Genomic DNA, 12,480 nt, shown 5'->3' with positions numbered 1-12,480 from the left:
GAGCGGGCCACGACGCCGTTCTGCACGTCGATGACCATGAGGGCGGTATGCGGACGGTCAGCGAAGGTCGACATCCCGCCAACGTATCCACGGCCCCCGACACCCCCGACTCACACTGAGGAGGACCGCTGGTGCGGTCATGTCGCGGGTCATGTCGCGCGAGGTGCGGCGATGACCCCCGCAGCCGCGACATGATCTGCGACATGACCCATCGGACGTGACCCCCGCCGTCGGGCCCGAGTCGCGGGCGCGGCTCGTCGGTCAGCGTCGTACGGGATAGACCAGGTGCAGGACCCGGTCGCCCTGGATGACGGTCGTCGGGTCGTCGAGCAGTACGGAGTCGATGCCCAGACGGCCGAAGTACGGTTTGCCGCGGCCCATCACCACCGGCGCGATGTCGACCTGGATCTCGTCGAGCAGGCCCAGCTCGAGCGCCTGGTTGGCCATCGTCCCTGCAGCGACGTCGACGTTCTTGTTGCCGGCGAGCGCCTGGGCGGCGACGATCCCCGCCGCGACCCCGCCCTCCGTGACGAACGTGAACGGCGCGTCCGGGTGCGCGTCGACCCACGCGGTGGGCACCGAATGGGTCACGACGACCACCGGGAGGTCGACGGGGTGTCGTCCGCCCCAGCCATCAGTGACGTCGAACAGCGTGCGGCCGACGACGATGGCGCCGGCTGCACCGATCGAGCGGTGCCAGAACTCGGCGCTCTGAGGGGTGACGTGGAAGGTGAGGTCCGGCGTCGCCGTCGTGACCTCGACGTCCCCCGCGTCGTACCAGTCGAACAACGCTCCGATCGTGTTGTCGTCGAAGGCGATGTACCCGTCCAACGACATCGTCGCGGACGATCCGACCTTGCCCATGTCTTTCTCCTCTCGAGGCTACCCATGATGTCTGCGAGGATGTTTGCTCTGTTGACCACCGGGGAGAGGGAAACTCATCGCTGTGAGCGCTCGCCCGGATCCCGTCCCATCCCCCGGCATTGGGGCCGCGACCGTGACCGTGCGGTTCGCTGTCGGTCTGCTGGTCCTCGCCGGCACGCTGTCCGCGTGCGGCACGACCGCGGCGCCCGGCAGCGCGCCGAGCAGCGCCCCGGCGGCCTCGGCGACGGGGTCGACGGTGAGCCACACCAAGGGTCTGCCGCCCACGGTCACCCCCTCCGACACGGCCGGGCAGAGCCTCGTCGGCTGGACCGGGCCGGGCCAGATGTACCTCGTCACCTACGGCAGCGGGTCGTGCCCGAAGCTGCCGACGAGCCTCTCGGCCAGCGGCGGCAACCAGCTCACCATCACGACGGCGTCCACCAGCGACGGGCCGTGCACCATGGACTTCGGGCCGACCACCAGCGTCGTCGACGTGCCCCAGGGCATCGACGACACGAAGCCGGTGCAGGTGACCGTCGACGGTGTCGCCTCGACCGTTCCCCCGCGCTGACGGCGGGTGTCAGGCAGGCCAGCAGAATGGCGGTGTGGACCTGCCCGTGATGCCGCCGGTGAAGCCGATGCTGGCCAAGGTCGGTACCGGCATACCTCCGGGGCAGCTGTACGAGCCGAAGTGGGACGGGTTCCGCTCGGTCGTCTTCCGGGACGGTGACGAGGTCGAGATCGGCAGCCGCAACGAGCGTCCGATGACGCGGTACTTCCCCGAGGTCGTCGAGGCGGTCCGCGCGAACCTGCCCGAACGCTGCGTCGTCGACGGCGAGATCGTGCTCGTCGACCCGGAGCGCGGCGCCCTGGACTTCGAGGCGCTGCAGCTGCGCCTGCACCCCGCCGCGAGCCGGGTCCGGCTGCTGGCCGAACAGACCCCGGCCAGCTTCGTCGTCTTCGACCTGCTCGCGGAGGGCGACGAGGACCTCACCGCGCGCCCCTTCGCCGAGCGGCGCCGTCGGCTGGAGGTGGCCCTCGCCGACGCGACCCCACCGGTCCACGTCACGCCGATGACCGAGGACGAGGCCCTCGCCCAGCGGTGGTTCGACGAGCTGGAGGGTGCCGGCCTCGACGGCCTCATCGCCAAGTCGCCCGACCTGACCTACCAGCCGGACAAACGGGTGATGACCAAGGTCAAGCACGTCCGCACCGCCGACTGCGTCGTGGCCGGGTACCGCCTGCACACGACCTCCCGCAACGCCGTCGGGTCGCTCATGCTCGGCGTCTATGGCGAGGACGGGTCACTGGCGTCGATCGGGGTTATCGGCGCGTTCCCGATGGCGCGCCGCCGGGCCCTGCTGGACGAGCTGGCGCCCTACGTCACGACGTTCGACGGCCACCCCTGGGACTGGGCGGCGCACGAGCAGTACGCCGAGGCCACCCCGGCTCAGCGCCGCGCCTGGGGCAGCCGGTGGAACGCGGGCAAGGACCTCTCCTTCGTCCCGCTGCGGCCGGAGCTCGTCGTCGAGACGAAGTACGACTATCTGGAGGGCGGCCGCCTCCGGCATACCGGCCAGTTCGTCCGCTGGCGCCCCGATCGCGACCCGCGGTCGTGCACGTGGGACCAGTTCGAGCGACCGCTCACCTACGACCTCGCCGAGCTGCTCGGGCCGTCCTAGTGCCCACCGCGGGTATGCGCCTCGTCACGCGGGACGGGTATGCCGGGGTGCCTGGTGCATCCGCTAGCGTCACCCCCATGTCGATGAGCCTGCCCGCTCCGCGCGTCCTCGGTGACGTCATCCCCGGCGGCATCGTTCGCGATGCGCTCCTCGTCGTCGGCGGCGCGGCGTTCACGGCGCTCAGCGCGCAGGTCTCCATCCCGCTGCCGTTCACGCCGGTCCCTCTGACGCTGCAGACCTTCGCGGTGCTCCTCACCGGTGCGGCGCTCGGGACGGTCCGCGGCGTGCTGTCGATGTCGCTCTACCTGGTGGCTGGCGTCCTCGGGGCCCCGGTGTTCTCGAACCACACCTCGGGCTGGGGCGGGGCGTCGTTCGGCTACGTGATCGGGTTCGTCGTGGCCGCCGCCGTCGTCGGACGCCTCGCCGAGGGCGGCGCGACACGCGGCGTCGCCCGCACCGCCGGCGTGATGGTGATCGGCAACCTCGTCATCTACGCGGTCGGCGTGCCGTGGCTGATGGCGGCCGCGAACGTCTCCCTGCCGCGCGCTCTGGCGCTGGGTGTGGTTCCCTTCCTCATCGGCGACGCGATCAAGGTCGCGGCCGCCGCCGGTCTGTTCCCCGCAACGTGGCGGCTCACCGGTCATCGCTGATCCCTGTGCGCTGACCGGATCGTCCCTGTCCCGCCTACCCACGAAGGCGGTCGGATGCACCTCTCACCGTCAGACACCGAGAAGCTCCTCCTCTCCGTAGCGGGCATGGTCGCCCGAGACCGCCTCGACCGAGGCGTCCGCCTCAACTACCCCGAGGCCGTCGCGCTGCTGAGCACCTGGGTCATCGAACGCGCCCGCGACGGCGCCGGCGTCGCCGAGCTGATGGAGTCGGGTCGCGCCGTCCTCAGTCGCGACCAGGTGATGCCCGACGTTGTCGACATGCTCGTCGAGGTGCAGGTCGAGGCGACGTTCCCGGACGGGCGCAAGCTCGTCACCCTCCACCAGCCGATCGCCTGAGGAGGCCCCGATGTCGGCAGCCACCAGCGGACCGGGGGCGATGCGGATCGTCCCGGGCACCATCACCCTCAACGCCAACCGGCGCGACGACGAGCGCATCGAGCTCGTCATCGTCAACGCCGGCGACCGTCCGGTCCAGATCGGCTCACATCTGCACCTCCCGGACGCCAACACCGCCCTCGAGTTCGACCGCGCGGCTGCTCACGGATTCCGGCTCGACATCCCCTCCGGGACGTCGCAACGCTTCGAACCGGGCGCGTCCCGCCAGGTCGCGGCCGTGGCGTTGAGGGGCGACCGACTGGTGCCCGGCCTCCAGATCAAGACCGAGGACGAGGTGCGGCTCGATGGTTGACCTCGACCGGGAACGGTATGCGGCGCTGTACGGCCCCACGGTCGGTGACCAGGTCCGCCTCGGTGACACCGACCTCTGGGTGCAGGTCGAGGAGGACCGCACCATCGGCGGCGACGAGGCGGTCTTCGGCGGGGGCAAGTCGATCCGTGAGTCGATGCTCCAGTCGCCCCGCGCCCGCGCGGACGGAGCCCTCGACACGGTGATCACCAACGTCGTCGTCCTCGACCACTGGGGCGTCGTCAAGACCGACGTGGGCATCCGGGACGGCCGAATCGTGGCACTGGGCCGAGCCGGCAACCCCGACATCGCCGACGGCGTCCACCCCGATCTGGTCATCGGCGCGTCCACCGACGTGATCTCCGGGGAAGGACGGATCCTCACGGCCGGCGGCGTCGACAGCCACGTGCACATCCTCTCGGCGTCCCAGATCGTGGAGGCGATCTCCACCGGGATCACCACCATCGGCGGCGGCGGCACCGGTCCGTCGGAGGGCAGCAAGGCGACGACCGTGACGCCCGGGGCGTGGCACCTGGCCAGCGTGCTACGCGGCCTCGATGCGTTGCCGGTCAACGTGTTCCTCATGGGCAAGGGCAACACCGTCAGCCAGGACTCGCTGCGCGAGCAGGCCGTCGCCGGCGCGGCCGCCTACAAGCTGCACGAGGACTGGGGCTCCACGCCGGCGGCCATCGACTCGGCGCTGCGGTCGGCCGAGGAGATGGGCGTGCAGGTCACGCTCCACTCCGACAGCCTCAACGAGGCGGGCTACCTGGAGTCGACGCTGCGGGCCATCGACGGCCGTTCCATCCACGCGTTCCACGCCGAGGGCGCGGGCGGCGGCCACGCGCCCGATATCATGAAGGTGTGCGGCCAGCCGCACATCATCCCCGGGTCCACGAACCCGACCCTGCCGCATACCGTCAACACCGTCGCCGAGCACCTCGACATGCTCATCGTCTGCCACCACCTGAACCCCACCGTCCCCGAGGACCTCGCCTTCGCCGAGTCCCGGATCCGCGAGACGACCATCGCCGCCGAGGACGTCCTGCACGACATGGGCGCCATCTCGATCACGTCGTCCGACGCGCAGGCGATGGGCCGGATCGGCGAGGTCATCACCCGGACGTGGCAGGTGGCCCACGTGATGAAGGCCCGCCGCGGCCCGCTCGGCGAGACCCTGCCGGCCGACAACGAGCGGGCCCGGCGCTACGTCGCGAAGTACACGATCAACCCGGCCGTCGCGCACGGCCTCGACGACGAGATCGGCTCGGTCGAGCCGGGGAAGCTCGCCGACCTCGTGCTGTGGGACGCCCGGTTCTTCGGCGTGCGGCCCGACATCGTCATCAAGGGCGGGGCCATCGTCTGCGGGGCGCTCGGCGACCCGAACGCGTCGATCCCCACGCCCCAGCCCGTGCTCATGCGACCCACGCTGTTCGAGGGCCGCGGCGCCGACCACTCGGTGACGTTCGTGGCACCGGCGGCGATCGACGACGGGCTCGGCGACCGCCTCGGCCTGCAGCGGCGGCTGCTCCCCGTCAAGCCCACCCGCGACGTCGGCAAGGCCCAGATGGTCAACAACGACGTCTGCCCGGACATCGAGATCGACCCCGAGACGTTCCGGATCGAGGTGGATGGCGAGCTGGTCCTCCCCTCCCCCGCCGACCGGCTGCCCCTCGCCCAGCTGTACTCGATGTTCTGATGGTCGCGACCCCGGTCCACCCCGAGCTGCTCCTCATGCTGCTCGCCGACGCCCGCCTCCCGACGTCGGGCCACACGCAGTCTGGCGGTCTCGAGCCGGCCCTCCTGGGTGGGCTGGACCCGGCCGATCTCGACGGCTACTGCATGACGCGGCTCCAGACCGTGACGCTCACCGAGGCGGCGACGGCGGTGGTATGCCGGTCACGCGCCCTTGCCGGCCGGCCGACCGACGACGTCGAGCTCGCTTGGGCGGCAAGGACTCCCAGTCCCGCGCTCCGGGAGGCGTCGCGGACGCTGGGACGTGCCTACCGCAGGGTGGCCCTTCGGCTCTGGCCGGACGCAGCGGCCCTCACCGAGCTCTCGACGGTCATGACCCCTTCACGGCCGCGAGTTCTCGGCCTGGTGGCTGCGGCGACCGGGCTGTCCGGCGACGCGGTCGCGCGGCTGGTCGCGTACGACGACGTCCAGTCGGTCCTCGCGGCGTCGCTCAAGCTACTGCCGGGCGACCCGGTCGACGCGACGGCCCGGCTGCTGGACCTGGCGCCGGCCATCGACGCCGTGGTACACAGCGTCGCGAACCTGACCGAGCCGGACGAGATCCCGGCCTGGTCGGCGCCCCTGGTCGAGGCCTGGGCCGAGTCCCACGCCCACGCCGAACGGAGGCTGTTCCGTGCCTGACCATCATGTACAGCGCGCCCTGCGACTCGGCATCTGCGGGCCCGTGGGTACCGGCAAGACATCGCTCATCGCCCTGCTCTGTCGCGAGCTCGGGCCTCGGATCTCGGTGGCCGTCATCACCAACGACATCTACACGGATGAGGACGCGCAGATGCTGCGCGGCGCGGGAGTCCTTGCGCCGGAACGGATCCGGGGCGTCGAGACCGGCGCCTGCCCGCATACGGCGATCCGCGACGACATCACCGCCAACCTGCTGGCTATCGAGGACCTCGAGGCCGACTTCGACCCGGTGGACCTCGTCCTGGTCGAGTCCGGCGGCGACAACCTCACCGCAACCTTCTCCCCCGCCCTGGTCGACGTGCAGATCTTCGTCCTCGACGTGGCCGGCGGCGGCGACGTCGTCCGCAAGGGTGGTCCGGGCATCTCCCGGGCCGACCTGCTCGTCGTGAACAAGACCGACCTCGCGCCCTACGTGGGCGTGGACGCCGAGCTGATGGTCCGCCAGGGCGCGGAGGCCCGCGACGACCGGCCGGTCCTGGGGCTGTCGCGCTCCGACCCCGACTCGGTGGCGCAGCTGATCGCCTGGGTCGACGCCCGGCTGCTCGAGTTCCGCGGCGGGACGCTGGTTCCGCAGGACCCCGGTCCGATGGCGGCGCACGGCCCCGGTCGCGCCCACCTGCACGCCTACCACCACGGACCGAGTCCACGGTTGTGAGCCATACCCGCCTCGAGGTCTGCCGCGACCCGGCCGGCGGCCGCGTCCGGCTCGTGGTGCGGACCGACGGGCCGCGCGGGCGAGGGCATCTCGGGATCCGCGTGTTGCACGCCGGGGTCGACGGCACCCGGGTCGCGGTCCTCGCCGAGGGTGCGCTCCTCGTAGCCGGTGACGACGTGTCGGTCGGGATGCGGGTCGGCCCGGGGGTGAGGCTCGACGTCGTCGAGCCCGCTGGAACCGTGGCCTTCGACATGCGGGGCGGTTCGGCTCGTTGGGGGGTCTCCGTCGAGGTCCACGACGAGGGCGAGCTGGTCTGGCGGGCCGAACCGTTCGTCATCGCGACCGGTGCCGTGGTCGACCGCGAGCTCGAGGTCACGCTGCACGGGTCCGGCACCGCGGCGCTGCGCGAGGTGCTCGTCCTCGGGCGCGTGCGCGAGGCCGGTGGCGTGGTGCGGCAACGGCTTCGGGCCACCGCGTCGGACCGGCCGCTGCTAGCCGAGGACCTCGCCCTCGACGGTGCCCGTCCGCGAGTGGGGGTCGTCGGCCACCACCGCGTGGTCGACTCGGTGACCGTGCTCGGGCGCCGCGCCGGTGGGGCCACTCCTCCCGAGGCGCACCGGCTCGAGCTCGATGGGCAGGGGACGGTCGTGCGGCACCTCGGTGCGCAGACGCATACCTCGCCGTTGGAGCCGTTGTGGGCCGCTGTCGCGGCTGCCCCCCGCGCCGAGCCGGTTCGCGTATGACCGGCGTCCTTCCTGACTCGGCGGCCAGGCTCGGCTTGCAGCCGCACCCGGAGGGCGGCTGGTTCGCCGAGACGTGGCGCAGTGACACCAGCGTCGACCTCCCCGGCTACCCCTCGCGGGGGCAGACGGGGTCAGGCGTCGCCGGAGAGCAGGCGTTCGAACGGGGTGACCTCGTCGAACGGGTCGGTCACGACGACCGGCGGAGCACCAACGACGAGGTCGGCGAGCTCGGACCCGGCCAGCTCGATCCGCGCGGCGAGCCCGGACTGGGCGTCGCCGTCGGCCCAGTCGCTCGACGCGGCGTAGACCGCCGTCGGCGCGACCGAAGCCCGGGCGTACGCCATGAGCGGGCGGACCGCATACTCGAGGGCGAGCGAGTGCCGTGCCGTGCCGCCGGTGGCCCCGATGAGGACCGGCTTGGCCTGCAGCGAACCGGGTTCGAGGACGTCGAGGAACGACTTGAACAGGCCGCTGTACGACGCGCTGAACACCGGCGTCACCAGGATCACGCCGTCGGCGCCCCTCACGGCGTCGAGGACGCCGCGCAGGTCACCGGTGGCGAACCCGGTGAGCAGGTGGTCGGTGATGGCGTGGGCGTGCTCGCGCAGCTCCACCGTCTCGACGACCGCGTCGTCCTCGCGCTCGGCCAGCGACCGCTGCGTCGCGGCGGCCAGCCGGTCGGCCAGCAGCCGCGACGACGACGGCACACTGAGACCGCCACTGACGACGACGATGGTCCGCGTCGTCACGAGACCTCCTGGACCTCGGCCGGCGCCGGCTCGGCGTCGCGGGCGGCGACCAGGCTGGCGTGGGTCGGCGCGTCGGGCACGCCCGGGGCGCGCAGCGCGGCGAACTCGCGGCGCAGCACGGGGACGACCTCCTCGCCGAGGATGTCGAGCTGCTCCAGGACCGTCTTCAGCGGCAGGCCGGCGTGGTCCATGAGGAACAGCTGGCGCTGGTAGTCGCCGACGTAGTCGCGGAAGCCGAGCGTGCGCTCGATAACCTGCTGCGGCGAGCCGACGGTCAGCGGCGTCTCCCGGGTGAAGTCCTCCATCGACGGGCCGTGTCCGTAGACCGGCGCGTTGTCGAAATACGGCCGGAACTCGCGGACGGCGTCCTGGCTGTTCTTCCGCATGAACACCTGACCCCCGAGGCCGACGATGGCCTGATCGGCGGTGCCGTGGCCGTAGTGCTCGAACCGCTTCCGGTAGAAGCCGACCATCTGCTCGGTGTGCGACGCCGGCCAGAAGATGTGGTTGGCGAAGTAGCCGTCGCCGTAGTAGGCCGCCTGCTCGGCGATCTCCGGGCTGCGGATCGAGCCGTGCCAGACGAACGGCGGCACACCGTCCAGCGGCCGGGGCGTCGCGGTGAAGCCCTGGAGCGGCGTGCGGAACTTGCCCTGCCAGTCGACGACGTCCTCGCGCCACAGCCGGTGCAGCAGCGCGTAGTTCTCGACGGCCAGCGGGATGCCCTGGCGGATGTCCTTGCCGAACCACGGGTACACCGGGCCGGTGTTGCCGCGGCCGAGCATGAGGTCGTTGCGGCCGTCGGACAGGTGCTGCAGCGTCGCGTAGTCCTCGGCGATGCGCACCGGGTCGGTCGTCGTGATGAGCGTAGTGGCGGTGGAGAGGATGAGCCGCTCGGTCTGGGCGGCGATGTACGCCAGCGTCGTGGTCGGCGCGGACGGGACGAACGGCGGGTTGTGGTGCTCCCCCGTCGCGAAGACGTCGAGCCCGACCTCCTCCGCCTTCTTCGCGATGGCGATGGTCGCCTTGATCCGCTCGTGCTCGGTCGGCGTCCGGCCCGTCGTGGGGTCCGTGGTGACGTCCCCGACCGTGAAGATCCCGAACTGCATGACCCGCCTCCTATGTGATTGACGATTCAATCACTTGAACACGACCGTCTCGGCCGCCATTCCCGCACCATTCTCCCCGGATCGCCACCTCTAGTCTGCCGTCGTGCTCACTGTCGCCCACGTCAGCGATCTCCACATCGGCGGTCGGCCGGAGTCCGTCGACCGGGCTGCCCTGGTCATCCGGCACGTCTGTTCGCTGTCGCCCGCCCCCGACCTTCTGCTGGTCACCGGTGACGTCGCCGACCACGGCTCGCCGGAGGAGTATGCGACAGCACGCGACCTGCTCTCGGCGTGGGACGGCCCGCTGCTGGTCGGGACGGGGAACCACGACGTCCGCGGTCCGTTCGCGAGGGCTCTGCTCGGCGGTGACCGGGAGGGTCCGCTGGACCAGGAGCTGGACGTCGGCGCATACCGGTTCCTCATGCTCGACTCCCTCGTCCCCGCGGTCGACGGTCAGCGCATCGACCACGGCGAGCTGGCGGCCTCGTCGCTCGCGTGGCTCGACGAGCGGCTCACCGCTTCGTCGCGCCCGACGTTCGTCTGCTTCCACCACCCGCCCACCACCGTCGGTATCGGCCGCGCTGACGAGATCCAGCTGCGCAACGGCCCCGAGCTGGAGGCGGTCCTCGCGCGCCATCCCCACGTCGTCGCCGTGCTGGTCGGCCACAACCACACGATGTGTGCGACGACCTTCGCCGGTCGCCCGGCGCTCGTCGGCGGCGGCGTCGTGTCGAGCGTCACCCTCGACCAGGAGCCGCAGGACCACATCTGGCTCGACGGACCGCCGACCCTGGCGATCCACCTCCTCGGCGACGAGGGACGGCTCACGACCTTCTGGCGGGCACTGGTCTGAACCCCGCGGCGCTGGAGGTGGCGGGCACTAGGGTTCCGGCATGAGTACGCCGCCGGGGATGGGGCCCCGCCCGTTGGAGCTTCTGGACGAGTCGACTTTCCAGTCCGTGATGTGCGTCGTCGCGCATCCGGACGACATTGAGTACGGGCTGTCGGCGGCGGTCGACAAGTGGGTCAAGGCCGGGAAGACGGTCACCTATCTGCTCGCGTCCCGCGGTGAGGCGGGGATCGACACGATGCACCCCGACGAGGCCGGGCCGGCTCGGGAGGCCGAGGAGATCGCGGCGGCCGAGGCCGTCGGAGTCGACATCGTCGACTTCCTCGACTTCCGCGACGGCGTCATCGAGTACGGCGTGCCGCTGCGGCGCGAGCTGTGCAAGGTGATGCGCCTGCGCAAGCCCGACTGTGTGGTCTCGCAGGGTCACGACGTGCGGTTCATGAACCGGCTGAGCCAGTCGGACCACCGCGCGGTGGGGCTCGCGACGCTCGACGCGGTCCGGGACTGCGGCAACCGCTGGATCTTCACCGACCTCGAGGACGAGGGCGTGGAGCCGTGGGCCGGCATCAAGACCGTCCTCGTGGGCGCCTCCCCCGTCGCGACCCACTTCATCGACGTCGGGGAGCACCTAGAACCGGCGATCGCGTCGCTCGAGGCGCACCACGCCTACAACGACGTCCTGCCCGACGACTTCCCCAAGCCGCGCGAGCTGGTGACGATGATCCTTGGGATGCCCGAGCGGGCGACCGGACTGCCGTACTCGCTGACCTTCGAACGGCTCGAGGCGTAGTCCCTGGTGGTTTCACCTAAATGGAGCCACGGTGACAACGGACGAAGTCCGGGGTCACCGAAGGATCGGTTCGTCACGGTCTACGGCCGGAACCCGGTCATCGAGGTGCTCGACGACCTGAGCCTGGTGGTCGACAAGGTCGTGCTGGCCGAGGGCGTCAAGGGCCACGGGATTGGCGAGATCATCGAGCTGGCCCGTGACCGAGGCGTTCCGCTGGAGCGCGCGTCCGCTGACCGCGTCAAGAAGCTGGCCGGCAACGGCCGTCAGGACCAGGGGGTCTTCGCCGACGTCGTGGCGCCCCGTATGCGTCCGCTCGTCGACGCGCTCGACGACGTTGCCCTCCGGCGGGTGCTGCTCCTCGACGGGATCACGACGCCGGCGAACGTGGGGATGATCCTGCGCAGCGCCACCGCCGCCGGGATCGACGGGGTGGTCGTGCCGCGGCGTGGGGTGGCCTCGATCGACCCCATGGTGGTCAAGGCGTCGGCCGGGGTGGCGTTTCGGGCGCCGATCCTCAAGGTGGGCACCGCCGGTGAGGCCGCGGACCTGTTGTCGGCTGCGGGGTTCCATCTCGTGGGCCTGGCGGCCGACGGCCCGTCGACGTTGTTCGAGGCGGAGTGGCCCGAGAACGTGTGCTTCGTGCTCGGCTCGGAAACGGCCGGCGTCGGCGCGGAGGTCGCCGAGCGGGTGAGGTCGTGGGTCTCGATCCCGATGTCCGGCGGCGTGGAGTCGCTCAACGTGTCGGCAGCGGCGGCCGTCGTCTGCTTCGAGCTGGTCCGCCGCGCCGCCGGCTGAGCCCCACTCGGCTTGAGGCTGAGTCAAGGGACTTGACTCGGCCTACACGGTGCGTCGAGTCGCTGGACGCACCGTCAAGCCGAGCGGGGAGTCCGGGCGGAAGTGCGAAGGGCGCGGGCACGGAGCTAGAGGACGAGGACTCCGGCGCCGAGCTCGTGGACGGTGCCGCCGACGTGGATGCCGCCGTCGGCGTCGACCTCGAGGTGCAGCTCGGACGGCCGGTGGACGGCGTGCCCCTGCCGGACCACGCGTCGGATCCCGCGCTCGCCTCGGGCGTGCCACCAGCCGCCGAGGTTCGCGCAGGCCGAACCGGTCGCCGGGTCCTCGATGGCGCCGGCCCCCTGGGTGAAGAACAGCCGCGCCTCGACGGTCTCGTCCCCGGTCGGTGCCCAAAGGTAGACCAGCGCCTCGCCCCGGTTGGACTCGCCGTGCCGGCGTAACAACCGGGCGTCGA

16 protein-coding genes and 1 pseudogene are annotated in these 12,480 nt (G+C 71.5%); 13 read left to right on the top strand and 4 right to left on the bottom strand.

The window, feature by feature from the left end:
* Positions 1-261: 261 nt before the first annotated feature.
* The gene (locus VIG79_RS00470; RefSeq protein WP_331880712.1) at positions 262-864 is read right to left on the bottom strand and encodes a dihydrofolate reductase family protein; all 603 of its coding nucleotides are present in this window, start codon (positions 862-864) and stop codon (positions 262-264) included.
* A 133-nt stretch (positions 865-997) separates the two neighbouring features.
* Here VIG79_RS00470 and VIG79_RS00465 point away from each other — a divergent pair, with 133 nt between their 5' ends.
* The 10 genes and pseudogenes from VIG79_RS00465 to VIG79_RS19685 all read left to right on the top strand — a co-directional run.
* The gene (locus VIG79_RS00465; RefSeq protein WP_331880710.1) at positions 998-1,435 is read left to right on the top strand and encodes a hypothetical protein; all 438 of its coding nucleotides are present in this window, start codon (positions 998-1,000) and stop codon (positions 1,433-1,435) included.
* 34 nt (positions 1,436-1,469) lie between these two features.
* Positions 1,470-2,546, top strand: coding sequence for an ATP-dependent DNA ligase (locus VIG79_RS00460; RefSeq protein WP_331880708.1), 1,077 nt, complete (start codon positions 1,470-1,472; stop codon positions 2,544-2,546).
* 77 nt (positions 2,547-2,623) lie between these two features.
* Entirely contained in the window at positions 2,624-3,196 is a 573-nt protein-coding gene (locus tag VIG79_RS00455) for a biotin transporter BioY (protein ID WP_331880706.1), read from the top strand.
* Between the two features lie 54 nt (positions 3,197-3,250).
* Positions 3,251-3,553 (top strand): urease subunit gamma, encoded by a 303-nt coding sequence (locus VIG79_RS00450; RefSeq protein ID WP_331880704.1) that lies wholly within the window; start codon positions 3,251-3,253, stop codon positions 3,551-3,553.
* Between the two features lie 10 nt (positions 3,554-3,563).
* Positions 3,564-3,905, top strand: coding sequence for an urease subunit beta (gene ureB, locus VIG79_RS00445; protein ID WP_331880702.1), 342 nt, complete (start codon positions 3,564-3,566; stop codon positions 3,903-3,905).
* On the top strand, positions 3,898-5,601 hold the full coding sequence (locus tag VIG79_RS00440; protein ID WP_331880700.1) for an urease subunit alpha: 1,704 nt from the start codon (positions 3,898-3,900) through the stop codon (positions 5,599-5,601). Before ureB ends, VIG79_RS00440 begins: the two co-directional genes overlap by 8 nt.
* Positions 5,601-6,278 carry an urease accessory protein UreF gene (locus VIG79_RS00435; RefSeq protein ID WP_331880697.1) on the top strand — a complete coding sequence of 226 codons (678 nt, stop codon included), beginning with the start codon at positions 5,601-5,603 and terminating at the stop codon, positions 6,276-6,278. The genes VIG79_RS00440 and VIG79_RS00435 overlap by 1 nt, the downstream gene beginning before the upstream one ends.
* Positions 6,271-6,993 carry an urease accessory protein UreG gene (gene ureG, locus VIG79_RS00430; RefSeq protein ID WP_331880695.1) on the top strand — a complete coding sequence of 241 codons (723 nt, stop codon included), beginning with the start codon at positions 6,271-6,273 and terminating at the stop codon, positions 6,991-6,993. The genes VIG79_RS00435 and ureG overlap by 8 nt, the downstream gene beginning before the upstream one ends.
* On the top strand, positions 6,990-7,736 hold the full coding sequence (locus VIG79_RS00425; RefSeq protein WP_331880692.1) for an urease accessory protein UreD: 747 nt from the start codon (positions 6,990-6,992) through the stop codon (positions 7,734-7,736). The genes ureG and VIG79_RS00425 overlap by 4 nt, the downstream gene beginning before the upstream one ends.
* Positions 7,733-7,831, top strand: a pseudogene (locus VIG79_RS19685) (cupin domain-containing protein); the annotation flags it as partial. The gene VIG79_RS00425 and the pseudogene VIG79_RS19685, both read left to right, overlap by 4 nt.
* 36 nt (positions 7,832-7,867) lie before the next feature.
* Here VIG79_RS19685 and VIG79_RS00420 read toward each other — a convergent pair.
* Entirely contained in the window at positions 7,868-8,485 is a 618-nt protein-coding gene (locus tag VIG79_RS00420) for an FMN reductase (protein WP_331880690.1), read from the bottom strand.
* Positions 8,482-9,591, bottom strand: a complete 1,110-nt coding sequence (locus VIG79_RS00415) for an LLM class flavin-dependent oxidoreductase (RefSeq protein WP_331880688.1) — start codon at positions 9,589-9,591, stop codon at positions 8,482-8,484. The genes VIG79_RS00420 and VIG79_RS00415 overlap by 4 nt, the downstream gene beginning before the upstream one ends.
* A 103-nt stretch (positions 9,592-9,694) precedes the next feature.
* Between VIG79_RS00415 and VIG79_RS00410 the strand changes: the two genes are divergently transcribed.
* The 3 genes from VIG79_RS00410 to VIG79_RS00400 are packed head-to-tail and all read left to right on the top strand — an operon-like array spanning position 9,695 to position 12,026.
* A complete protein-coding gene (locus VIG79_RS00410; protein ID WP_331880685.1) occupies positions 9,695-10,444 on the top strand; it encodes a metallophosphoesterase in 750 nt (249 codons plus the stop codon).
* A gap of 40 nt (positions 10,445-10,484) precedes the next feature.
* Complete coding sequence (locus VIG79_RS00405) at positions 10,485-11,231, top strand: PIG-L deacetylase family protein (RefSeq protein ID WP_331880683.1); 747 nt, start codon at positions 10,485-10,487, stop codon at positions 11,229-11,231.
* 6 nt (positions 11,232-11,237) lie between these two features.
* Entirely contained in the window at positions 11,238-12,026 is a 789-nt protein-coding gene (locus VIG79_RS00400; protein ID WP_331880681.1) for an RNA methyltransferase, read from the top strand.
* A 125-nt stretch (positions 12,027-12,151) separates the two neighbouring features.
* Here VIG79_RS00400 and VIG79_RS00395 read toward each other — a convergent pair.
* The coding region (locus VIG79_RS00395; protein ID WP_331880678.1) for a PhzF family phenazine biosynthesis protein at positions 12,152-12,480 on the bottom strand (329 nt) is incomplete at its 5' end.

The sequence above is a fragment of the Lapillicoccus sp. genome (genome assembly GCF_036559105.1).
Taxonomy (GTDB): Bacteria; Actinomycetota; Actinomycetes; order Actinomycetales; family Dermatophilaceae; genus Lapillicoccus.
Note: the sequence above shows the minus strand (reverse complement) of the source record. Positions and strands in the feature narration are given on the sequence as shown.